Below are 21248 nucleotides of genomic sequence, written 5' to 3' on the forward strand. Positions count from 1 at the left end.
TGACGGCCCCTCGACCGGCGAGTACGCCGGTCGATCCCCCAAGGGGATGCGGGCCGGCTTGGGAGCGGCCCGGCGCTCGGCCCGCAAACTCAGGCGGCCGCTCGCGCCGCGCGTGGCGTGCCGCTGTAGTGGCGGCCCCAGGCGCGCCGCAGTTGCAGGTCCGAGCTGAACCCCGCCACCTCGGCCGCATGCGTCACGCTCGCCCCGCGCTGCAGCGCCTGGCGGGCCCGCTCCAGGCGGATCTTTTCCACATAGACCATCGGCGACACCGCCGCCTGCTCGGCAAAGAGCCGCAGCAGGTGGCGGCTCGTCACGTGCGCCGCGTCGGCGAGGCTGGCCAGCGTCCAGTCGGCATCGGGCCGTTCGCACACCGCGTCTTGTGCGCGGTGCAGCGCCGGGTGCAGGTGGTGGCGGTGCGCGAGCAGCGGTGAGAGCTCCGGGTCCTGCGGCGTGCGGCGCAGGTAGACCACCATCGTCTTGGCGACGGCCGCGGCGAGCGCATCGCCGCACGCTTGCGCGATCAGGTGCAGCGCAAGGTCGATGCCGGCGGTGACGCCCGCGCTCGACGCGAGGGTGCCATCGACGACGAATACCCGGTTGTCGACCACCTCGGCCGCCGGCGCGAGCGTGCGCAGCAGGGCCAGGTAGTCGTGGTGCGTGGTGCAGCGCCGCCCGTTCAGCAGGCCGGCGCGCGCTGCCATCAGCGTGCCGGCGCAGACGGTGAGCAGCCGGTGTGGCGAGTCGGGGGCCGCGAGCAGCGGGCCCATGTCGCGTTTCAGCCAGGCGATGGTGGCGCGGCTGGCGGCATCGGGCGTGCGCAGCGTGTCGCGGCTCTGGCCGACGAGCAGCACCCAGGTCGGGCGGTGCAGCGTGGCGGGCAGCGGCTCCAACTGCGCGAGGGGCAAGCCCACCGAGGTGGTGGCCTCGGGGTGGGGGGCCGGTGAAGCGCAGGTGAAAAAGAGGTGCCTGGTCGTGCCGTTCCAGTTGCTGGTTGGCAAGCCGAAAGGCCTCTGCCGGCCCGGCCACGTCGAGCAGCAGGCTGCGCGGCGGCACGACGTGCAGCACGTCGATCATCGGTCCTGCGGCGCCACGCCTTCGAGGCGTGCCACGAGTGCGGCATGGGCCGCCAGGTCCACCGGGCGGTGCTTCACCTTGGTGGTGGCCGGATACGCACCGAGGAAGTTGCCGCCCTTGCGGTCTTGTGCCGGCCGCACCGGCCGTGCCGTGAAGCCGCCACCGCAGTTGGGGCAGACGTTGTGCAGCAGCCCCGTCGCACAGTCGCGGCAGAAGGTGCATTCAAAGCTGCAGATCATCGCGTCGGTGGCCGCCGGGGGCAGGGCCTTGGCGCAGTGTTCGCAGACGGGTCGCAGGTCGAGCATCGGGTTCTCCGGGCGAGGAATGATGCCGCAAGCGTAGGGTGAGGTGTCAGTCTTGTCGCTGCACTGCGCGACGGAAATCGATCAATTCCGGACAGCCGTCAGACCGGCCACGCCCTGGGCGGCGGCCTCCATTGCCTGCTCGACGACCTGGCGCTTCCAGTCGTCGGTGTCGGTGAAGAACGCATCGCGCAGCTGCTGCTTGATGCGTGCGCCGTGCGTGGCGGCATGCTCGGGGTGGTTCTCCAGCCACTGTTCGGCGCGCAGCGCATGCAGCGTCTTCAGCAAAGGCTGTGTGCCGTATTCGAGCGCGATGCCGGTGTACTCGGCCTGCGGACACTCTTGCGGCGCCGCGAGCCACATCATGCCGGTGATGGGCGCCGAGCTGGAACTGCCGTCGTGGATCGACGTGATGTGCGGACCCCACCAGGCGCGGGTGCGGGCGAGCATGGCCGCATCGTCCGGCCCGGCGAAGATGCGCTCGCCGACGCCGCTCTGGCCGAGGCCGGTGTGCAGGTCGATCCAGGCCAGGCGCTCGGCGCGGCGGCCGTGCTCGCGCAGCGCGTGGCGCACGGCGACCTGGCTCCAGGTGGGGGCGTGACCACCGAAGAAGAGGCCTTGCGGGTGGGTGTGCTGACCGACCGAGACGGCCGCCTGCAAATGCCGCGCACCGCGTGTCAGCAGGATGCGCAGCAGCGCGACGTGATTGCGCAAGCTTGGCGGCCAGGTGGAGGGCACCAGCAGGTGCGCGATCTCGTCGTAGGCCGGGTTCTGCGGCAGCGGGGCGTGGAAGTCGAGGAAGTTGCGGTTCAGGTCCACGTTTTCGTGCGTCACGCGCCGCCACCACGAGAAGCCGTAGGGGTTGAGTGCGTGCAGATAGACGACGGCCACGCCGGCCCGTCGTGTGCTCTCGCGCCAATGCGCATCGCGCAGCATCGCCACCTGGATGCCCGAGCCGCAGAAGCCTTCGATGCCGTGGCAGCCGCTGCTGATGAGCAGCACGCGCGAGGCCTCGGTCGGGCCGTCGCGCACGATGTCGAGGGCCAGCGTCTCGCCGTCGCGGCCGCGCAGCGGGTGCACATCGCTGTGCACGTCGAGGCGGGCGGCGTCGGCCGCGTCAAGGAACTTCTCGCGTGCCGCCGCGTAGGTCGGCGCGAAGCAGGCGACGAGCCCGTCACCCACGTGCATCGATCAGCGGGGCGTGGCCAACCACTTCTGCGCGAGCCGCACCCACAGCGTGGCGCCGAGCGGGATCAGCTCGTCGTTGAAGTCGTAGCTCGGGTTGTGCAGCATGCACGGGCCGAGGCCGTGACCGCCGACGCGGTGGCTGCCGTCGCCGTTGCCGATGAGGAAGTAGCAGCCGGGTTTTTCTTGCAGGAAGTAGCTGAAGTCTTCGGCTCCCATGGTGGGCTCGAACTCTTCGACGCCCTCGGGCCCCACCACCTCGGCCATCACCTCGCGCACGAAGGCCGTCTCGGCCGGGTGGTTGATGGTGGGCGGGTAGTTGCGCACAAACTCAAATTCGCACTCGGCCCCGAAGGCCGCGCAGGTGTGCTCGGCCACCTCGCGCATGCGCTGCTCGAAGAGGTCGAGCAGCTCCAGCGTGAACGTGCGCACCGTGCCTTGCATCTCGCAAGAGTCGGGCACGACGTTGGTCGCTTCGCCGGTGTGGATCATCGTCACCGAGATCACGCCCGGGTCGATGGGCCGCTTGTTGCGCGAGACGATGGTCTGGAAGGCCTGCACGATCTGGCAGGCGACCGGCACCGGGTCGATGCCGAGGTGGGGCATCGCGGCGTGCGAGCCCTTGCCGCGGATCACGATCTTGAATTCGTTGCTCGACGCGAAGCAGGGCCCGTTCTTCACCGCGAAGTGGCCGACCGGCATGCCGGGCCAGTTGTGCGCGCCGAAGATCGCCTCCATCGGGAAGAGCTTGAAGAGGCCGTCCTTGATCATCTCGCGCGCCCCACCGCCGCCTTCTTCGGCCGGCTGGAAGACGAGGTAGACGGTACCGTCGAAGTCGCGGTTCTTCTCGTTCGAGAAGTGCTTGGCCGCGGCCAGCAGCATCGCGGTGTGGCCGTCGTGGCCGCAGGCGTGCATGCGGCCGGGGTGCTGGCTCGCGTGCGCGAACGTGTTGTGCTCGGTGATGGGCAGCGCGTCGATGTCGGCACGCAGGCCGACGGCACGGGCGCTGTTGCCGCGGGTGCCCTTGACGATGCCGACGACGCCGGTGGTGCCGAGGCCGCGGTGGATGGGAATGCCCCAGTCGGTGAGCGCTTTCGCGATCAGGTCGGAGGTGCGCTTCTCCTCGAAGCACAGCTCGGGGTGGGCGTGGAGGTCACGCCGCAGCGCGGTGACGGCGGCGGCGTCGGCGAGGATGGATTCGATCAGCTGCATGCCGGGCTCCTGGAACCGGGTCAGTGTACTGACCGCGCCGCCAGGAGGCGCCGGCGTGGGCTTAGCGGCGGACCTTGCCGTCTTCCGTCAGCATCGACAGCTCGACGAAGTGCGAGCCCACATGGTCACGGGCGCCGAAGTTGACCGGGAAGCCGCCCAGGTTGACGTTCTGGATCGACTCCATCGCGGTGATGAAGCCGTCGCGGTTGGGGTTGCGGCCGGCGCGCTTGAGGCCTTCGGCGAACACCTTCGCCGCCACGTAGCCTTCCATGCTCGAGTAGTTGGGCGTGGCGTCGCCACCGGCCTTGGCCACGGCCGCCAGGTACTCGCGCGACAGCGCCGCGGTGCTGGAAAACGGCGAGGGCATCACCTGGCTGATCATGATGCCGCGCGCTTCGCGGCCCAGCTCGTCGGCCAGGGCCTGCGTGCCGACGAACGACACGTTGTAGAAAGTGCCGCCGTAGCCGGCCTTGCGCGCGTCGCGGATGAAGGCGGCCGACGACTTGTAGGCGCTGATCTGCACCACCGCCTCGGGCATCGCCGCGGTGATGGACTTGACCGCCTGCGCCACGTTGACGGTGTTGCGCTCCACCGTGCCGGTGGCCACCGGGGCAAGGTTGGCGGCTTTCATGGCGCGGTTCACACCGGCCAGGCCGGCCTGGCCATAAGCGTCGTCTTGGTAGAAGACGGCGATCTTGGTGAGGCCGATCGAGAGCAGCTGCTTGACGATCAGCGCGGTCTCGTCGAAGTACGAGGCGCGGATGTGGAAGACGTTGCGGCTGAAGGGCTCGCGCAGCGACTCGGCACCGGTGAACGGCGCGAAGAAGAGGGTGCGGTTTTCCTGCACCAGCGGCATCGCGGCCAGGCAGGTGGGCGTGCCCACGTAGCCGAAGAGCGCGAAGACGTTGTCGCGGTCGATGAAACGCTCGGTGTTGGCCTTGCAGCGGTCGGGCTCGTAGCCGTCGTCCAGCGTGCGCAACTCGATGGTGTGGCCATTCACGCCGCCGGCGGCGTTCAGCGCGTCGAAGTAGACCTTGGCGCCACGGTTCAGCTGCGTGCCGAGGTAGGCCGCCGGCCCGCTGAAGGCGGCCGACTGGCCGAGCACGATGCGGCGTTCGGCCTGGGCAAAGGTGGAGGGTAAGGCGAGGGTGGCGCTGGTGGCGGCCAGGTGCTGGAGCAGGTGTCGGCGTTTCATGGAATTGTGGAGTCCGGAAAAAGCGAAACCCGGCGGATCGCGCCAGGCGAACTCAGTGTAAACCCTAGGTTTTGGCCGTCCACCCCCGCAGGGCACGCTGCCCAGGGGCCTTGTGCAATAGTTCCTCGCATGAGCACCAGTGCCGATACGAACATCGCCCAACGCACCGTCCACGCCGCCTGCCCGCACGACTGCCCCGACACCTGCGCGATCCGCGTGACGGTGGAAAACGGCCGGGCGATCAAGGTGCAAGGCGACCCCGACCACCCGCCCACCCACGGCGCGTTGTGCACCAAGGTCTCGCGCTACCCGGAGCGCACCTACCACCCGGAGCGGGTGCTGCACCCGTTGAAGCGGGTGGGCCCGAAAGGCACCGGCCAGTTCGTCCGGGTGAGCTGGGACGAAGCGCTGGCCGACATCGCCTCGCGCCTGAAGACCATCGCGGCCCGCGACCCCGAGGCCATCGTTCCGTACAGCTACGCCGGCACCATGGGCCTCTTGCAAGGCGAAAGCATGGACCGGCGCTTCTTCCACAAGCTCGGCGCCTCGCAGCTCGACCGCACCATCTGCTCGTCGGCTGGCGGCGATGCACTGGCCGCCACCTATGGCGGCAAGGTCGGCATGCACCTGGAGCACTACGCCGACAGCCGCCTGATCCTCATCTGGGGCAGCAACTCGATCGCGAGCAACCTGCACTTCTGGACCTTTGCGCAGAAGGCCAAGCGCGAAGGCGCCAAGCTCATCTGCATTGACCCGCGCAAGACCGAGACGGCCGACAAGTGCCATCAGCACATCGCACTCTTGCCCGGCACCGATGGTGCACTGGCCTTGGGCCTGATGCACGAGCTGATCGTCCACGACTGGCTCGACCAGGACTACATCGACCGCTACACCGAGGGCTGGCCCCGCTTGCGCGAGCGCGCGCTGCAGTGGCCGCCCGAGCGCGCCGCCGAGGTGTGCGGCATCACCGCCGACGAGGTGCGCCAGCTGGCCCGCGACTACGCGACGGCGAAGCCCGCGGCCATCCGCCTCAACTACGGCATGCAGCGGGTGCGGGGCGGCGGCAATGCCGCGCGGCTCGTCGCCATCCTGCCCTGCCTGATCGGCGCATGGCGCCACCCGGCGGGGGGCTTGCTGCTGTCGGCCTCGGGCTGGTTCCCACGCAACAACGCATACCTGCAGCACCCCGAGCTGATGCCGGCCCGGCGCCCGCGCGTCATCAACATGAGCACCATCGGCAACGCGCTGCTCGAACCGGGTTCGCCCGAGTTCGGCCCCAGGGTCGAGGCCATCGTCGTCTACAACAGCAACCCGGTCGCGGTGGCACCCGAGTCGCCGAAGGTGGTGAAGGGTTTCCTCCGCGAGGACCTCTTCACCGTGGTGCTCGAACACTTCATGACCGACACCGCGGACTACGCCGACTACGTGCTGCCCGCGACCACGCAGCTGGAGCACCTGGACGTTCACACCGCCTACGGCCACACCTACGCGATGTTCAACGAGCCGGCCATCGCCCCGCTCGGCGAGGCCAAGCCCAACACGCAGGTCTTTCGCGAGCTGGCCGGGCGCATGGGCTTCACCGAACCCTGCTTCCGCGAGAGCGACGAGGCCATGGCCCGGCAGGCGCTGAAGGGTGTGGACTTCGAGACGCTGCGTGCGGTGGGCTGGGTCAAGCTGCCGATCGCCGACGCACCGTTTGCGAATGGCGGCTTCCCCACGCCGAGCGGCAAGTGCATGATCGATGCGCCGGGGCTCGGCGTGCCCGACCACGTGCCCAATTACGAGTCGGTGCGATCGTCGCCAGAGCTGGCGCGCTCCTTTCCGCTCGCGATGATCTCGCCGCCGGCGCGCAACTTTCTCAACTCCACCTTCGTCAACGTGAAGAGCCTGCGCGACATCGAAGGCGAGCCCGTGCTCGAGATGCATGCCGACGACGCAGCGGCGCGTGGCCTGCACGGCGGCGAGATGGTGCGGGTGTTCAACCAGCGCGGCGAGTACCGCTGCCGCCTTCAGGTGAGCCCGCGCGCGCGACCCGGCGTCGTCAACGGTCTGGGCGTGTGGTGGCGCAAGCTGGGCCCGAACGGCACCAACGTCAACGAAGTCACGCACCAGCAGCTCACCGACCTCGGCCGCGCGCCGGCGTTCTACGACTGCCTGGTCGACGTGCGGGCGGCTTGAAGAAGCGCTGGCTGCTGATGGGTCTCGCCAGCCTCGTGGGTGTCGCCGCACTGGGCGCGGCCGCGGTGTGCCTCACCAGCGGCTGCAGCAGCCTCGGTTACTACGCCCAGGCGGCAGGCGGCCACTTCGCCTTGTTGAACAAGGCCAAGCCGGTGACCGAGTGGCTGGCCGACGAGGCGACCGCCACGCCGCTGAAGGAGCGCCTGGCCCTGAGCCAGCGCATGCGCGACTTCGCGGTCAGCGAACTCAAGCTGCCCGACAACGCGAGCTACCGGCGCTATGCCGACCTCGGTCGCAATGCGGCTGTCTACAACGTGGTGGCCGCACCCGAGCTGAGCCTCACGCTCAAGACCTGGTGCTTCCCGGTCGTCGGCTGCGTGGGCTACCGCGGCTACTACGACCGCGCCGATGCCGAGTCGCTGGCCGCCGAACTGCGCACGCAGGGCTTCGAGGCGGTGGTGCAGTCGATTCCCGCCTACTCGACGCTCGGCAAGATGCCCGGCGACTACTTCAGCGACCCGTTGCTCAACACCTTCCTGCGCTGGCAGGAGGGCGACCTCGCGCGGCTCATCTTCCACGAACTGGCGCACCAGGTGGTCTATGCCAAGGGCGACACGATGTTCAATGAATCCTTCGCCACCGCGGTCGAACGCATCGGCGGCGAACGCTGGATGCAGCAGCATGCGAGCGAGGCCGCGCGTGCCGAGCTGGCCCGGCTCGAACAGCGCCGGCAGGATTTCCGCCGCCTGGCGATGCAGGCCCGCGCCGACCTGGAGGCGGTCTACAAGGACGACACGCTGAGCGTCGAGGCCAAGCGCGCTGCGAAGACCGCACGCTTCGCGCGGCTGCGGGCCGACCATGCGGCCCTGAAGGCCGGGCCGTGGCAGGGCTGGACCGGCTACGACACCTGGTTCGCCAACGCCAACAACGCCTCGCTTGGCGTGATGGCCGCCTACAACGAACTCGTACCGCAGTTCGAGCGCCTGTACGAGCGCGAAGGGCGTGACTTCGAGCGCTTCTACGCCGAGGTCAGGCGTTTGGCCGCATTGCCCCGGGACGAGCGCCGCGCGACACTCGCGCGATAAGGAGAATTCCCATGCCCGACATCAAGATCCACCGCGAGCACTCGCTCGGTCTCGCCAAGGCACGCAAGGTGGCCCTCAAGTGGGCCGAAGACGCCGAGAAGAAGTTCGACATGGAGTGCACCATCCTCGAAGGCGAACTGTCCGACACGGTGGAGTTCAAGCGCAGCGGGGTGAACGGGCAGCTCATCGTCGCGCCCGACCACTTCGAGCTGAACGCCAAGCTGGGCTTCCTGCTGGGTGCCTTCAGCAAGACCATCGAGAGCGAGATCGAGAAGAACCTCGATGCGCTGCTCGACAAGACCAAGCCAGCCGTAAAAAAGACCAGCAAGAAATAGAAGTGGAAAGCGCGGGGCCGGTGCGAAGCACCAACCCGCATCGAGCCACTCGCCGCGGACCGGGTCTCCCGGCCGCAGGCGAGGCGCCCCCTGGGGGTAGGAGCGCAGCGACTGGGGGGCTCTGTTTACTTCAGGCTCTCGATGAGGTCGATGTAGGCCTGCATCGCTTCCTCTTTCGACTTGCCCTTCTGCGTGGCCCAGGCGTCGTACTTGGCGCGTTCCACCATGTCGGTGAAGCCGGGGCGCTTGCCTTCCACGTCGCCCACGCTGCCTTGCTTGTACAGCGCATAGAGCTGCAGCAGCGTCATGTTGTCAGGGCGCTCCGGCAGGTTCTTCGACTCGTCGCGGGCTTTCTCGAAGCGGGCTTGCAGATCGGACATGGCTGTCTCCTGTGGGTGTCTGGTGTTAGAGGGCATTGACGACGCGGATGTTACCCAGCATCGTGCGCCGCATCACTAGAAGAAAGGCTCCAAACATGGCTGCAGCAACCAGCGCCGAGCGCATGTCCCGGGTCGACACCGCCTGGCTGCGCATGGACAACGACGTCAACCTGATGATGATCGTCGGCGTGTGGCGCATCGAACCCGGCATCCGCCACGCGGCGCTCACCGAGCGGGTTCGGGAGCGGCTCCTGAAGTACGACCGCTTCCGCCAGAAGGTGGTCGAAGACGCGATGGGCGCGCTCTGGGTCGACGACGACGCGCTCGACATCGCGCACCACGTGCGGCTGGAAAAGCTCAACCGCAAGGCCGGCCAGAACGAACACGAGGCCCTGCAGGACCGGGTGGGCGAACTCTGCATGAGCCCGCTCGACCGCACCCGTCCGCTGTGGCAGCTGCACTTCATCGAACACTACGACGGCGGCAGTGCGCTCATCGCGCGCATCCACCATTGCATCGCCGACGGCATCGCCCTCATCTCGGTGCTGCTGTCGATCACCGACGGCGGCAGCGACCCGCCGCCGCGCAGGAAGCGCGACAAGGAAGAAGGCGCCGAGTTCGACTGGTTCGCCGAAGCCATCATGCGTCCGCTCACCGACGTGACCGTCAAGGCCATCGGCCTCACCGGCAGCGGCATGGCGAAATCGGTGGAGTTGCTGGCCAACCCGCAGCAGCCGTTGCAGGGCACGGTGGAACTGGCGCGCATGGGGGCGCAGGTGGTGTCGGATGCGGCCTCGATGCTGCTGATGCCCGACGACTCGCCCACCGCGCTCAAGGGCCGACCCATCGGCACCAAGCGAGTGGCCTGGGGAGAGCCGATCCCGCTCGACGTGGTCAAGGCCATCGGCAAGGGTCTGGGTTGCTCGGTCAACGATGTGCTGCTGGCCTGCGTGGCCGGTGCCATCGGCGGCTGGCTGCGCGAGCAGGGCGAAGACACCACCGGCAAGGAGATCCGCGCGATGGTGCCGGTCAACCTGCGACCGATGGAGAAGGCCTACAAGCTCGGCAACCAGTTCGGCCTGGTGCCGCTTGTGCTGCCCATCGGCATCGTCAACCCGATCGAGCGCGTGTACGCGGTGCGCGCGCGCATGCAGGAGCTCAAGGGCAGCTACCAGCCGCTGCTCGCGTTTGCGGTGCTGGCGGTGGCGGGGCTGCTCATCAAGCCGATGCAGGACGCGCTGCTCAACCTCTTCGCCAAGAAGGCGACGGCGGTGATGACCAATGTGCCGGGGCCGGGCACGCCTTTGAAGATCTGCGGCTCGACGCTGTCGCAGGTGATGTTCTGGGTACCGCAGTCTGGCGAGATCGGGGTAGGTGTCTCCATCTTGAGCTACGGCGGCGGCGTGCAGTTCGGGCTCATCACGGATGCGAAGCTGTGCCCGGAGCCGCAGAAGATCATCGAGCGCTTCGAGCCGGAGTTTCAGCGGTTGCTGCTGGTCACCCTGATGTTGCCTTGGGAGTGATGCTGGGTGACCGGGCTTGCATCGTTCTACGCGGCGCCAAGGGGATGGGGTGGGTGAATTCCTCCTTTACCTCCGGAATTCACCCACCCCATCCCCTTGGCAGGACACATCGTGCTGTGCGCTTGGTGGCGGGGCAGGGTTGTTGGCTGCAAGGGCCAGGGGCAAGCGGATTCCGCAGGTAAAGGAGGAGCGTTTGACTGCGGGAGCAGTCAAACGCGGGGGACACGGAGGAATCCGCTTGCCCCTGGCCCTTGTCCTCTCAGGACGGCGAACAGGGCGCTGCCAACCCCGCATACACCTTCGGCAATGGCAGCGCATAGTCGCCATGTTTGCTGGTTCCCAGTCCAAGCGACACCAAGCCCTCTGCCAGCTTGACCGCCGCCGCCACGCCGTCGATGACGGGCACGCCCAGCTCGCCTTGCAATCGTCGGCACAAGTCGGCCATGCCCGCACACCCGAGCACGATCGCGCCCGAGCGGTCGCGCCTCAGGGCTTCACGTGAACTCGCGAGGATGCGCGTATAGGCATCGCTTGCCGGGTCGTCGAGTTCGAGCACCGCGATGTCGGTGCCGTGGATGCCGCGGCAGCGGCGCTCGAAGCCGTATTGCAGGACGAGGTGCTCGGCGATGACCACCGTGCGTGTCAGCGTGGTGACGACGGAGAAGCCGGTGGCGAGCATTGAGGCGCAGTGAAAGGCCGCTTCGGCGATGCCGATCACCGGCCCGCGGGCCAGTTCGCGCGCCGCGTGCAGGCCGGGGTCGCCAAAGCAGGCGATGACGTGCGCATCGGCGCCGGCCGCCTCGCCCGCGCGCACCTGTTCGGCCACACCGGCGGCGGCCCACACGTCGTCGTGGTGGCCCTCGATCGACGGGGCGCCGAAGCTCGGCTGAACGGCGTCGATCTGGGTGCCGGGCGCCGCGACCGCGCGGGCCGCCTCGCCGATCGTGGCCGTCATCGCGGCGGTGGTGTTGGGGTTGATGACACGGATCTTCATGGGGCACTCCTGCACGATGCCGCACCACTTTGTATACAAAGTGAGGGTCGATGCTCGGGGCGAGCAAGACGCGCGCCCAGGTTTGCTGCGACTTCTGCCCCAAAGGCGTGCGGCAACAGCCGAAATGGCATGGCACATGCATTGCATACACGCCGCCGCATGAAACCCGTCATCGACTCGTCCCTGGTGCTGACCTCGCTCGTCAAACGCTATGGCAGCACCGTGGCGGTCGACGGGATCAACCTCACCATCCCATCGGGCAGCTACTGCTGCCTGCTCGGCCCCTCGGGCTGCGGCAAGACCTCCACGCTGCGCATGATCGCGGGCCACGAGCTGGCGAGCGACGGGCAGATCCTGCTCGGCGGCAAATACATCACCTACAGCGCCGCGGCCGACCGTGGCACGGCAATGATGTTCCAGAGCTATGCGCTCTTCCCGCACCTCTCGGTGCTCGACAACGTGGCCTTCAGCTGGAAGATGCGCGGCAAGCCCGTGGCCGAGCGCCAGGCGCGGGCCAGGGAGCTGCTGGCACTCGTCTCGATGACGCCCTACCTCGCGCGCCTGCCGAGCGAACTCTCCGGCGGTCAGCAGCAGCGAGTGGCACTGGCCCGCGCACTGATGACCGAGCCGCGCGTGCTGCTGCTCGACGAGCCGCTTTCGGCACTCGACCCTTTCCTGCGCGTGCAGATGCGCGCCGAGCTGAAGCGCTGGCAGCAGGAACTCGGCTTCACCTTCGTGCACGTGACGCACTCGCAAGAGGAGGCGATGGCGCTGGCCGACCAGGTGGTGGTGATGAACCACGGCCGCATCGAGCAGACCGGCTCGCCCCGCGAGGTATTCAACGCGCCGCGCTCCGAGTTCGTCGCCCGTTTCATGGGTGCGCACAACGTGATCGCGTCCAGCACCGGCCCGATCGCGGTGCGCGCCGACCGCATGCAGCTCGCCCGCAGCGCCAACGGCGTCACGCGCCCCGCCGCGGTGAAGGCCATCGAGTACCAGGGCACCTATGTGCAGCTGAGCCTGGTGCCGCAGGGCGAGGCTGCCGATGCGCAATGGACCGCAACCCTGCCCGATGCCGATTTCGACGCCGCGCCCTGGCAGCCGGGCGACACGGCGCATGTTTCCTGGCTGCCCAACGCTGCGCACGTGCTGCAACCCAGCGCCTGACGTCTTCCTCACTTCCTGTACCCAAGGAGCCCTGACCATGTCCGACCCGCAAGACAAGACCGCCCAGCCCGATGCGACCCGCCGCACCCTGATCAAAGGCGCCGTGGCCGCAGGCGGTGCGATGGGGTTCCCCTTCGTGCACGCCCAGGAAAAGATCACCTTGCGCTACCTCGGCACCGCGGTCAACCAGGACAAGGCCATCGCCGAGAAGTTCGAGAAAGACACCGGCATCAAGATCCAGTACATCCCGGTCACGACCGACGATGTGACCAAGCGCGCGGTGACCGCGCCCAACAGCTTCGACCTGATCGACACCGAGTACTTCTCGCTCAAGAAGATCCTGCCCACCGGCAACCTGCTGGGCATCGACACCAAGCGCATCAAGAACGCCGACAAGATCACCACGCTCTTCACCAAGGGCGAAGTCGCCGGCAAGAAGGTCGGCGACCAGGGCACGGCGCCGAAGAAGGTGATGTACGTGGAGAAGCCCGATGCGAAGACCTTCGCCGCGTCGCCCACGCAGTTCATGACGCTGATCCCCACCGTCTACAACGCCGACACGCTGGGCATCCGCCCCGACCTGATCAAGCGCCCCATCGAGTCGTGGAAGGAGCTGCTCAACCCAGAGTTCAAGGGCAAGGCCGCGATCCTCAACATTCCCTCGATCGGCATCATGGACGCGGCGATGGTGGTCGAGGCCGCGGGCATCTACAAGTACCCCGACAAGGGCAACATGACCAAGAAGGAGATCGACCTCACGATCAAGACCTTGATCGACGCCAAGAAGGCCGGCCAGTTCCGCGCGTTGTGGAAGGACTTCAACGAGAGCGTGAACCTCATGGCCTCGGGGGAGGTGGTGATCCAGTCGATGTGGTCGCCGGCGGTGACGGCCGTGCGCACCAAGGGCATCGACTGCCGCTTCCAGCCGCTGAAGGAAGGCTATCGCGCGTGGGCCGCGGGCTTCGGCGTGCCGAAGTCGGTGACGGGCAAGAAGGCCGATGCGGTGTACGAGTTCATCAACTGGTTCCTCGACGGGTGGGCCGGGGCGTACCTGAATCGCCAGGGCTACTACAGCGCGGTGCTCGAGACGGCCAAGGCCAAGATGGAAGCCTACGAGTGGGCGTACTGGATGGAAGGCAAGCCGGCCACCAGCGACATCAAGTCGCCCAACGGCGACCTCCTGGCCAAGGCCGGCAGCGTGCGTGACGGCGGCAGCTACGAGCAGCGCATGGGCGGCATCGCCTGCTGGAACGCGATCATGGACGAGAACGCCTACATGGTCCAAAAGTGGAATGAGTTCGTCGCCGCGTGATGTTGGCCCCCCAGTCGCTTCGCTCCTGCCCCCAAGGGGCGCCACCCGTCGGACCGGCAGAGCCGGCTCCGAGGGTGTTGCTTGAGGTGAGCTTCGCTTTGCTTGCTCTGTGCGTGCGCAGCTCTGGAGCGGCACGATGAAGCCGATGCGGATGACGGCTTGGCTTCAAGCCACGCCGTTCACCCTCGTCTTCGTGCTCTTCCTCGTGCTGCCTTTGCTGCTGGTGGCGACCGTGAGCTTCTGGCGGGCGACCGACTACGAGCTGATTCCCGCCTTCACCTTCCAGAACTACCTCGACGTCTTCAACGGCTGCTCGAACACTGACGAACTCTGCGTCACGCTGAAGACGTACCTGTCCACGCTCAAGTTCTGCTTCCTCGTCTGGCTGATCACGCTCGTGATCGGCTTTGCGGTGGCCTACTTCCTGGCCTTCCACGTGCGCTCGGTGGGCGCGCAGACGCTGCTCTTCATCCTCTGCACCATCCCGTTCTGGACCTCGAACGTGATCCGCATGATTTCGTGGGTGCCGCTGCTCGGGCGCAATGGGGTCATCAACCAGGGCCTGCAGGGCGCCGGCCTCATCGACACACCCATCGAATGGCTGCTCTTCAGCGACTTCTCGGTGGTCCTGGCCTTCGTGCACCTGTACACGATGTTCATGATCGTGCCGATCTTCAACTCGATGATGCGCATCGACCGCGCGCTGCTCGAAGCCGCACGCGACAACGGCGCCACCGGCTGGCAGACCACGTGGAACGTGATCGTGCCGCTGTGCCGCACCGGCATCATCATCGGCTCGATCTTCGTCATCACCATCGTGATGGGCGACTTCGTGACCATCGGCGTGATGGGCGGGCAGCAGATCGCCTCGGTCGGCAAGATCATCCAGGTGCAGACGAGCTACCTGCAGTTCCCGATGGCGGCGGCCAACGCGGTGATCCTGCTCATCGTCACGCTGATGATGATCTGGGGCCTGACCAAGCTCGTCGACATTCGCAAGGAGCTGTGATGCAGGAAGGCAAGCGCTCCGCCAGCTTCTACGCCCTTGCGGCGGTGTTCGGCCTCTTCGTGATCTTCCTCTACGGCCCGATGTTCACGATCTTCGTGCTGAGCTTCCAAGGGCCGGAAGGCGGGCTCACCTTCCCGATGCGCGGTGCATCGTTCCACTGGTTCGGCAGGCTGTGGGAAGGCATGGGCGTGGTCGACATTGCCGCCGCCTTCCGCCGCTCGGTGGCGCTGGGCACGGTGGTGATGCTCTTCACCGTGCTGCTCTCCCTCGGCGCGGGGCTCGCCTTCCGCAAGAAGTTCAAGGGCTCGGGGCTGCTCTTCTACACCTCGGTCGCGAGCCTCATCATGCCGTCGATCGTGGTCTCACTCGGCATCGGCCTGCAGTTCCGCCTGATCGACACCGCGCTCAAGAGCGGGCTCGAAGCCCTGGGCCTCGGCGGCTGGCTCGAAGGTTATGGCACCGCGATGGGCCTCTACACCTCGGCGCTCGGCGCGCACCTCACCTGGACGCTGCCCTTTGGCCTCTTGATCATGCTGGCCGTCTTCAACCGCTTCAATCCGGCCTACGAAGAGGCGGCCGACGACCTGGGTGCCACGCCCTGGCAGAGCTTCCGCCATGTGGTGCTGCCGCTGATCGCACCGAGCCTCGTCGGCGTGGGCATGTTCGGCTTCACGCTCAGCTGGGACGAGATCGCCCGCACCTCGCAGGCGATCGGTGACGTGAACACCCTGCCGCTCGAATTGCAGGGCCTCACCAGCACCGTCACCACGCCGGCGATCTATGCGCTGGGCACCGTGACGACCGTCGTGTCGTTCGCGGTGATGGGCGGCACGCTGCTGCTCATCCGGCTGCTGAAACGGCAGCCGGCGCGCGCGTGACAATGCTGCATGCCCAGACCGCGCAAGCCCGAGACTGACGAACCGGTGATGGCCGCCGACCGCGTCTACGACGCGATCTACGCCGCCGTGGTCGACCATCGTCTGGCGCCCGGCACCCGCTTGCGCGAGGAGGAGCTGGCCGAGACCTTCGCCGTCTCGCGCACCCTGGTGCGCCAGGCCTTGCACAAGCTCGCGCAAGACAACGTGATCGTGCTGCGCCCCAACCGCGGCGCGCAGGTGCCGGAGCCCACACGCCGCGATGGCGAGCATGTGTTCGACGCGCGTCGGGTGGTCGAGTGCGAGGTGGCGCGGCGACTGGCCGGCAGGTTGACGGGCGAGCAGCTGGCCGAGCTGAAGCAGATCGTCGACGCCGAGGCCCGTGCCACCAAGTCGCAGAACAAGCAGGAGGCCATCCGCCTCTCGGGCGAGTTCCACCTGAAGCTCGCGCAGATGAGCGGCAACCCGATCTTCGTGCGGTTGCTCGAAGAGCTCTTGCCCACCACATCGCTGCTGATGGCGCTTTACAAGGCGCCGGGGGAGCCGATGTGCGTGGCGCACAGCCACAAGAGCCTGCTGCAGGTGATCGGCAAGGGTGACTCCGCGGCGGCGGCCGGTACCGAGATGCGACGCCACCTGAACGAGATCGAACGCTCGCTGTCGCAACCCGCATCGCGTGCGTCGGTGCCGCTGCGCGATGTCTTCAAGCCCTACCGCCCAGCCGCCTGAGCCCGCCCGGTTGGGTATAAGAAAAACGTTGCCCAGCGAAAGGCAAATAAGATTTCCCTGATGGATGCCGCGCCGCTACCGTGCGGGCCTTGGATCCATCTGGGAGTGGTTGTCGATGAAGACGGTGCTGAAGTGGGTGGTGGGGGGCGGGGTCGTGGTGCTGGCGGCCGGCGCCGCCTTTCTGGCCTGGCAAGACCGGCCGCTGGACCCGGACGCGGTGCCGGGCCTGGCCGCCATCCCGGCCGAGTGGCCGACGTCGCGCCCGCCGCAGGGGCTGGCCTTGTCGGTGCTGCGCACCGGTGAATCGGCCGGCACGCTGGAGGCGTTGGTCGTGGCCGGCGGCAGCTGGTTCACGCCGCGCCGGCCGGTGCACTCGGCGGTGCTGGTGCGCCACCCGCAGGGCACGCTGCTCTTCGACACCGGCCTCGGGCGCGAGGTGGCGCAGCAGTTCGCCGTCAATGGCGTGATCGACCGCGAGTTCTTCGGCTACCGCGCCGAGGAGCCGGCCGCCGCGCAGCTCGCACGCCACGGCGTCGCGGCGGCAAGCCTCATGGCCATCGTGCCCTCGCACATGCACTGGGACCACATCAGCGGCCTGCCCGACTTTCCCGACACCGAGGTCTGGGTGCAGCCCGCCGAGCGCGAGCACGCGGCGCTCGGCCACCCGCCCGCCTTCATCCAGAGTCAGTTCAGCGGCGTGAAGCGCTGGCGCGAGCTGAGCTTCGGCGCCACGCCGTACATGGGCTTTGCCGGCCAGCGCGACGTGTTCGGCGATGGCTCGGTGGTGCTGGTGCCGATGGCCGGTCACACCGCGGGGCATGTGGGTCTCTTTCTCCACCTGCCCTCGGGCCGGCGCTACTTCTTCACCGGCGATGTGACCTGGACGATCGAAGGCCTGAAGCGCCCGGCCGACCGGCCCTGGCTCACGCGCCACGCCGTCAAGCTCGACCACGACAACGCTGACAACCGCCGCGCCATCGTGCAGATCCACCGCCTGATGCAGCGCCACCCGCAGCTCACGGTGGTGCCGGCGCACGACGAACACGTGGCACGCACGCTGCCGCGCTTTCCGGCGGTGCAGGAGTGACGGGGCGATGCTGAGCCTGCGCAACCTGCGCTACTTCTGCGCCGCCTTCGAAGAGCGCAGCACGGTGGGCGCCGCGCGGGTCTGCTTCGTCACCCAGCCGGCGATCTCGAGCGCCCTCGCGCAGATCGAGGAAGAGCTGCAGGTGCGCCTCTTCCTGCGCCAGCCCCGCGGCCTGCAGCCGACGCCGGCGGCGCAGCGCCTCTACCGGCTCGCGCGCAAGTTGCTGGCCGACACCGAAGCCATCAGCGCGAGCTTTCGCCAGGGCGATGAGCAGCCCTTCGCGCTGCGCGTGTTGCCGTCGTTGAGCGTCGATCACACCGGCCGGCTGCTGCGCCAGCTGCGGCGCGACATCCCTGCGCTCGCCGTGACCCTGCCCGACGACGAGGCCCCGGCCGACGCGGCGCTCACCGCCGCCACCTGTGCCGACGAGGGCACCGAGTTCGTCTCGTTGTGGGAAGAGCAGTACGTGCTGCTCGTGCCCGAGGAGCATCCGCTCGCGGTGAAGGAGTCGCTGCAACTCGCCGACCTGCACGGCCAGGCCTTCGTCGAGCGCACGCACTGCGAGATGAGCGACAGCTGGCAGGCGGCGCTCGGCCGCGGCGCGGTGCAGCCCGAGGTGCGCGCCCGCGTGCACAGCGAGGAGTGGGCGCAGGGCCTGGTGGCTGCCGGCGTGGGCGTGACGATCGCGCCACTGCACGCGGTGCAGCCGCGGCCCGGCGTGGTGGTGCGCGACGACTGCGCCGAGCTGCGCGAGGTGCGGCGCCACATTGGCCTCGCGTTCCACGCGCCGGCCACCGGCACGCTGCAGCAGGTGCTGGCAGCGTGCCAGCGCTGGGCGCTCTCGGGCGGGGCGGCCGGCGTCAGGCCGGGCTGAAGCGCAGCACGCCGTCGGCGCCGAGGCGGCGCACCAGCTTGCCCGCGTGCCACAGCGCATGCAGGTGGGCGATCGCCTCGCCCATCGCAAACGTGGTCTGGTGCAGGTCGAGCTTGCGCTTGAAGAGCACGGTGAGCAGGTCGGCCGCGCTTTGCGGCGCCTTGGCGCAGGCGTCCATCACCTCGGCCAGCCGCTCGTCATGGTGGGCTTGCAGCTGGTCGATGCGGGTGTGCAGGCCCTTGAACGGCCGGCCGTGCGAGGGCAGCACCAGGCTGTCGGCGGGCAGGGCGCGCATGCGCTCCACCGAATCGAGATAGCGCTTGAGCGGGTCGCCTTCGGGCTCGTTCTCATGCACGCCCACGTTGGTGGAGATGCGCGGCAGCACCATGTCGCCCGAGATCAGCACGCCAAGCGCCGGGCAGTGCAGCGAGATGTGTTCCGGCGCGTGGCCGTAGCCCACGTGGCAGTGCCACTCGTGGCCCCCGATGCGGATCACATCGCCGTCGACCATGCGGCGGAAGCGCTCCGGCACCTTGGGCACCATCGTCGCGTAGTGGCCGCCGCGGGTCTGGATCATCTGCAGCGCTTCGGGGTCGGTGATGCCGTGGCTCTTGGCGAAGACGGGCGTGATGACGCTGGCCTTCGCGCTGGGGTTGCTCGACATGCGGGCGCCGTTGTAGTCGGTGCCACTGATCCACAGGCGGCACTCGTGCTCGGGCGTGGTCCAGCGCTCGGTGAGCCAGGCCGAGAGGCCGATGTGATCGGGGTGCAAGTGGGTGACGATCACGCGCAGCACCGGCAGGCCTTGCAGCTCGTGGGCGAACACCTGTTCCCAGCAGGCGCGGGTGGCGTCGTTGGCGATGCCGCAGTCGACGATGCTCCACCCCTGCCGGCCGTCGATCTCGTCGCGCAGCAGCCAGAGGTTGATGTGGTCCAGCGCGAAAGGCAGGGTCATGCGCACCCAGCGCACGCCTGGGGCCACTTCCATCGTGGTGCCCGGCTCCGGCATCACCTCGCCGTAGGGGTAGGTCAGCTCGTGTTCAAGGGCGTTCATGGCTTGGCTACACTTTACGTATACGTCAATTGATCGCCCATTCTAGGAAGCCATGTCCGCCTCTGCTGTCGCGCAGGTTTCAAGCCCTTCCGCAGGGCAGACCACCACCTACACCATCGGCGAGCTGGCGAAGGAATTCGACCTCACCACCCGCGCCATCCGCTTCTATGAAGACTGCGGCCTGCTGCAGCCGCAGCGCCGGGGCCGCAACCGCATCTACACCCCGCGCGACCGCACGCGGCTCAAGCTCACGCTGCGCGGCAAGCGCCTCGGGCTGACACTGAGCGAGGTGAAGGAGCTGGTCGACATGTACGAATCGCCGCGCGACACGCAGGCGCAACTCAAGAAATTCCTCAGCGTGCTGGCCGTGCACCGCGCGCAGCTCGAGCAGCAGATGGCCGATCTGAGCGTCACGCTCGACGAGGTGCGCACGCACGAAAAAGAAGCCAAGCGCCTGCTGGCCCAGGGCGAGCGGCGCAGCTGAACAGGAGACCCCACCATGAACCTTCCCGGACTCGATTTCCACCTCGGCGATGACATCGAGGCGCTGCGCGAGAGCGTGCACGACTTCGCGCAGGCCGAGATCGCCCCACGCGCCGCCGAGATCGACCGAAGCGACCAGTTCCCGATGGACCTGTGGCGCAAGATGGGCGCCTTGGGCGTGCTGGGTGTGACCGTCGGCGAGGAATACGGTGGCGCCGGCATGGGCTACCTCGCGCACATGGTGGCGATGGAAGAGATCAGCCGCGCCTCGGCCAGCGTGGGCCTGTCGTACGGCGCGCACAGCAACCTGTGCGTGAACCAGATCCGCCGCAACGGCAACGAGGCGCAGCGCAGGAAGTACCTGCCCAAGCTCATCAGCGGCGAGCACGTGGGGGCACTCGCGATGAGCGAGCCCAATGCCGGCTCCGACGTCATCAGCATGAAGCTGAAAGCCGAAGACAAGGGCGGCTACTACCTGCTCAACGGCAACAAGTTCTGGATCACCAACGGCCCCGATGCCGACACGCTGGTCGTCTACGCCAAGACCGAGCCCGAGCTGGGCGCACGCGGCGTGACCGCCTTCCTGATCGAGAAGGGCATGAAAGGGTTTTCCATCGCGCAGAAGCTCGACAAGCTCGGCATGCGCGGCAGCCACACCGGCGAGCTGGTGTTCCAGAACGTCGAAGTGCCTGCCGAGAACGTGCTGGGCGCGCTCAATGGCGGCGCGAAGGTGCTGATGAGCGGCCTCGACTACGAGCGCGCGGTGCTCGCCGCTGGGCCCATCGGCATCATGCAGGCGGTGATGGACAACGTGGTGCCCTACATCCACGACCGCAAGCAGTTCGGCCAGAGCATCGGCGAGTTCCAGCTGATTCAGGGCAAGGTGGCCGACATGTACACCGTGCTGCAGGCCGCACGCGCTTATTGCTACACCGTCGGCAAGAACCTCGACGCGCTGGGCGAGCAGCACGTGCGCCAGGTCCGCAAGGACTGCGCGAGCGTCATCCTCTGGTGTGCCGAGAAGGCCACCTGGATGGCCGGCGAAGGCATCCAGATCTTCGGCGGCAACGGCTACATCAACGAGTACCCGCTCGGCCGCCTGTGGCGTGATGCCAAGCTCTACGAAATCGGTGCCGGCACCAGCGAGATCCGCCGCATGCTGATCGGCCGCGAAACTTCGCCGAGACGATGTGAC

20 protein-coding genes and 1 pseudogene are annotated in these 21248 nt (G+C 67.9%); 13 read left to right on the forward strand and 8 right to left on the reverse strand.

What is annotated here, in order from left to right; all coding sequences use genetic code 11:
• Nucleotides 1-89: 89 nt before the first annotated feature.
• The 5 genes from LRS03_RS21590 to LRS03_RS21610 form a co-directional block, all read right to left on the reverse strand.
• Nucleotides 90-998 carry a GlxA family transcriptional regulator gene (locus tag LRS03_RS21590; RefSeq protein WP_308296455.1) on the reverse strand — a complete coding sequence of 303 codons (909 nt, stop codon included), beginning with the start codon at nt 996-998 and terminating at the stop codon, nt 90-92.
• A gap of 72 nt (nt 999-1070) precedes the next feature.
• Complete coding sequence (locus LRS03_RS21595) at nt 1071-1379, reverse strand: DUF1272 domain-containing protein (protein WP_257828040.1); 309 nt, start codon at nt 1377-1379, stop codon at nt 1071-1073.
• An 81-nt stretch (nt 1380-1460) separates the two neighbouring features.
• Nucleotides 1461-2564, reverse strand: a complete 1104-nt coding sequence (locus LRS03_RS21600) for a M14 family metallopeptidase (protein WP_257828041.1) — start codon at nt 2562-2564, stop codon at nt 1461-1463.
• 3 nt (nt 2565-2567) lie between these two features.
• Nucleotides 2568-3773, reverse strand: coding sequence for a M20 aminoacylase family protein (locus LRS03_RS21605; RefSeq protein WP_257828042.1), 1206 nt, complete (start codon nt 3771-3773; stop codon nt 2568-2570).
• 61 nt (nt 3774-3834) lie between these two features.
• A complete protein-coding gene (locus tag LRS03_RS21610) occupies nt 3835-4968 on the reverse strand; it encodes an ABC transporter substrate-binding protein (RefSeq protein ID WP_257828043.1) in 1134 nt (377 codons plus the stop codon).
• Nucleotides 4969-5097: 129 nt separating this feature from the next.
• On the opposite strand from LRS03_RS21610, the gene LRS03_RS21615 reads away from it, so the two are divergent.
• From LRS03_RS21615 to LRS03_RS21625, 3 genes are read left to right on the forward strand one after another with little or no spacing between them, the layout of a single operon-like run.
• Nucleotides 5098-7146 carry a molybdopterin-containing oxidoreductase family protein gene (locus LRS03_RS21615; protein WP_257828044.1) on the forward strand — a complete coding sequence of 683 codons (2049 nt, stop codon included), beginning with the start codon at nt 5098-5100 and terminating at the stop codon, nt 7144-7146.
• On the forward strand, nt 7143-8231 hold the full coding sequence (locus tag LRS03_RS21620; protein ID WP_308296456.1) for an aminopeptidase: 1089 nt from the start codon (nt 7143-7145) through the stop codon (nt 8229-8231). The genes LRS03_RS21615 and LRS03_RS21620 overlap by 4 nt, the downstream gene beginning before the upstream one ends.
• 11 nt (nt 8232-8242) lie before the next feature.
• Nucleotides 8243-8566, forward strand: a complete 324-nt coding sequence (locus tag LRS03_RS21625) for a polyhydroxyalkanoic acid system family protein (RefSeq protein WP_257828045.1) — start codon at nt 8243-8245, stop codon at nt 8564-8566.
• Between the two features lie 125 nt (nt 8567-8691).
• Here the strand turns inward: LRS03_RS21625 and LRS03_RS21630 are convergent, their stop codons facing one another.
• Nucleotides 8692-8946 (reverse strand): acyl-CoA-binding protein, encoded by a 255-nt coding sequence (locus tag LRS03_RS21630; RefSeq protein ID WP_257828047.1) that lies wholly within the window; start codon nt 8944-8946, stop codon nt 8692-8694.
• Between the two features lie 95 nt (nt 8947-9041).
• Here LRS03_RS21630 and LRS03_RS21635 point away from each other — a divergent pair, with 95 nt between their 5' ends.
• Nucleotides 9042-10469 carry a wax ester/triacylglycerol synthase family O-acyltransferase gene (locus tag LRS03_RS21635; protein WP_257828048.1) on the forward strand — a complete coding sequence of 476 codons (1428 nt, stop codon included), beginning with the start codon at nt 9042-9044 and terminating at the stop codon, nt 10467-10469.
• A 259-nt stretch (nt 10470-10728) separates the two neighbouring features.
• Here LRS03_RS21635 and LRS03_RS21640 read toward each other — a convergent pair whose 3' ends face one another.
• Nucleotides 10729-11463: an aspartate/glutamate racemase family protein gene (locus tag LRS03_RS21640; protein ID WP_257828049.1), complete on the reverse strand. Its 735-nt coding sequence runs from the start codon at nt 11461-11463 to the stop codon at nt 10729-10731.
• A gap of 159 nt (nt 11464-11622) precedes the next feature.
• Here LRS03_RS21640 and LRS03_RS21645 point away from each other — a divergent pair, with 159 nt between their 5' ends.
• The 7 genes from LRS03_RS21645 (at nt 11623) to LRS03_RS21675 (ending at nt 18516) form a co-directional block, all read left to right on the forward strand.
• Nucleotides 11623-12630 (forward strand): ABC transporter ATP-binding protein, encoded by a 1008-nt coding sequence (locus tag LRS03_RS21645; protein WP_257828050.1) that lies wholly within the window; start codon nt 11623-11625, stop codon nt 12628-12630.
• Nucleotides 12631-12667: 37 nt separating this feature from the next.
• Nucleotides 12668-13942, forward strand: a complete 1275-nt coding sequence (locus LRS03_RS21650; protein WP_374685070.1) for an ABC transporter substrate-binding protein — start codon at nt 12668-12670, stop codon at nt 13940-13942.
• Nucleotides 13943-14087: 145 nt separating this feature from the next.
• The gene (locus tag LRS03_RS21655) at nt 14088-14951 is read left to right on the forward strand and encodes an ABC transporter permease (RefSeq protein ID WP_257829634.1); all 864 of its coding nucleotides are present in this window, start codon (nt 14088-14090) and stop codon (nt 14949-14951) included.
• On the forward strand, nt 14951-15829 hold the full coding sequence (locus LRS03_RS21660; protein ID WP_257828051.1) for an ABC transporter permease: 879 nt from the start codon (nt 14951-14953) through the stop codon (nt 15827-15829). Before LRS03_RS21655 ends, LRS03_RS21660 begins: the two co-directional genes overlap by 1 nt.
• 9 nt (nt 15830-15838) lie before the next feature.
• Nucleotides 15839-16555, forward strand: a complete 717-nt coding sequence (locus LRS03_RS21665) for a GntR family transcriptional regulator (protein ID WP_257828053.1) — start codon at nt 15839-15841, stop codon at nt 16553-16555.
• Nucleotides 16556-16670: 115 nt separating this feature from the next.
• Nucleotides 16671-17642 (forward strand): MBL fold metallo-hydrolase, encoded by a 972-nt coding sequence (locus LRS03_RS21670; RefSeq protein WP_257828057.1) that lies wholly within the window; start codon nt 16671-16673, stop codon nt 17640-17642.
• 7 nt (nt 17643-17649) lie between these two features.
• Nucleotides 17650-18516, forward strand: coding sequence for a LysR family transcriptional regulator (locus LRS03_RS21675; RefSeq protein WP_257828061.1), 867 nt, complete (start codon nt 17650-17652; stop codon nt 18514-18516).
• Here the strand turns inward: LRS03_RS21675 and LRS03_RS21680 are convergent.
• On the reverse strand, nt 18503-19570 hold the full coding sequence (locus LRS03_RS21680) for an MBL fold metallo-hydrolase (RefSeq protein WP_257828062.1): 1068 nt from the start codon (nt 19568-19570) through the stop codon (nt 18503-18505). The two genes, LRS03_RS21675 and LRS03_RS21680, sit on opposite strands and share 14 nt — an antisense overlap.
• 52 nt (nt 19571-19622) lie before the next feature.
• On the opposite strand from LRS03_RS21680, the gene LRS03_RS21685 reads away from it, so the two are divergent.
• Together LRS03_RS21685 and LRS03_RS21690 are read left to right on the forward strand one after the other, a co-directional pair.
• A complete protein-coding gene (locus LRS03_RS21685; RefSeq protein ID WP_257828063.1) occupies nt 19623-20054 on the forward strand; it encodes a MerR family transcriptional regulator in 432 nt (143 codons plus the stop codon).
• A gap of 15 nt (nt 20055-20069) precedes the next feature.
• A pseudogene (locus LRS03_RS21690) lies at nt 20070-21245 on the forward strand (isovaleryl-CoA dehydrogenase); the annotation flags it as partial.
• Nucleotides 21246-21248: the final 3 nt, after the last annotated feature.

It is taken from the genome of Rhizobacter sp. J219, assembly GCF_024700055.1.
Classification (GTDB): Bacteria; Pseudomonadota; Gammaproteobacteria; order Burkholderiales; family Burkholderiaceae_C; genus Rhizobacter.

What these genes read in the sequence shown, in the direction of transcription:
- LRS03_RS21595 (WP_257828040.1), bottom strand. Translation starts at nt 1,379, where the DNA reads ATGCTCGACCTGCGACCCGTCTGCGAACACTGCGCCAAGGCCCTGCCC.
- LRS03_RS21600 (WP_257828041.1), bottom strand. Translation starts at nt 2,564, where the DNA reads ATGCACGTGGGTGACGGGCTCGTCGCCTGCTTCGCGCCGACCTACGCG.
- LRS03_RS21605 (WP_257828042.1), bottom strand. Translation starts at nt 3,773, where the DNA reads ATGCAGCTGATCGAATCCATCCTCGCCGACGCCGCCGCCGTCACCGCG.
- LRS03_RS21610 (WP_257828043.1), bottom strand. Translation starts at nt 4,968, where the DNA reads ATGAAACGCCGACACCTGCTCCAGCACCTGGCCGCCACCAGCGCCACC.
- LRS03_RS21615 (WP_257828044.1), top strand. Translation starts at nt 5,098, where the DNA reads ATGAGCACCAGTGCCGATACGAACATCGCCCAACGCACCGTCCACGCC.
- LRS03_RS21625 (WP_257828045.1), top strand. Translation starts at nt 8,243, where the DNA reads ATGCCCGACATCAAGATCCACCGCGAGCACTCGCTCGGTCTCGCCAAG.
- LRS03_RS21630 (WP_257828047.1), bottom strand. Translation starts at nt 8,946, where the DNA reads ATGTCCGATCTGCAAGCCCGCTTCGAGAAAGCCCGCGACGAGTCGAAG.
- LRS03_RS21635 (WP_257828048.1), top strand. Translation starts at nt 9,042, where the DNA reads ATGGCTGCAGCAACCAGCGCCGAGCGCATGTCCCGGGTCGACACCGCC.
- LRS03_RS21640 (WP_257828049.1), bottom strand. Translation starts at nt 11,463, where the DNA reads ATGAAGATCCGTGTCATCAACCCCAACACCACCGCCGCGATGACGGCC.
- LRS03_RS21645 (WP_257828050.1), top strand. Translation starts at nt 11,623, where the DNA reads ATGAAACCCGTCATCGACTCGTCCCTGGTGCTGACCTCGCTCGTCAAA.
- LRS03_RS21650 (WP_374685070.1), top strand. Translation starts at nt 12,668, where the DNA reads ATGTCCGACCCGCAAGACAAGACCGCCCAGCCCGATGCGACCCGCCGC.
- LRS03_RS21655 (WP_257829634.1), top strand. Translation starts at nt 14,088, where the DNA reads ATGCGGATGACGGCTTGGCTTCAAGCCACGCCGTTCACCCTCGTCTTC.
- LRS03_RS21660 (WP_257828051.1), top strand. Translation starts at nt 14,951, where the DNA reads ATGCAGGAAGGCAAGCGCTCCGCCAGCTTCTACGCCCTTGCGGCGGTG.
- LRS03_RS21665 (WP_257828053.1), top strand. Translation starts at nt 15,839, where the DNA reads ATGCCCAGACCGCGCAAGCCCGAGACTGACGAACCGGTGATGGCCGCC.
- LRS03_RS21670 (WP_257828057.1), top strand. Translation starts at nt 16,671, where the DNA reads ATGAAGACGGTGCTGAAGTGGGTGGTGGGGGGCGGGGTCGTGGTGCTG.
- LRS03_RS21675 (WP_257828061.1), top strand. Translation starts at nt 17,650, where the DNA reads ATGCTGAGCCTGCGCAACCTGCGCTACTTCTGCGCCGCCTTCGAAGAG.
- LRS03_RS21680 (WP_257828062.1), bottom strand. Translation starts at nt 19,570, where the DNA reads ATGAACGCCCTTGAACACGAGCTGACCTACCCCTACGGCGAGGTGATG.
- LRS03_RS21685 (WP_257828063.1), top strand. Translation starts at nt 19,623, where the DNA reads ATGTCCGCCTCTGCTGTCGCGCAGGTTTCAAGCCCTTCCGCAGGGCAG.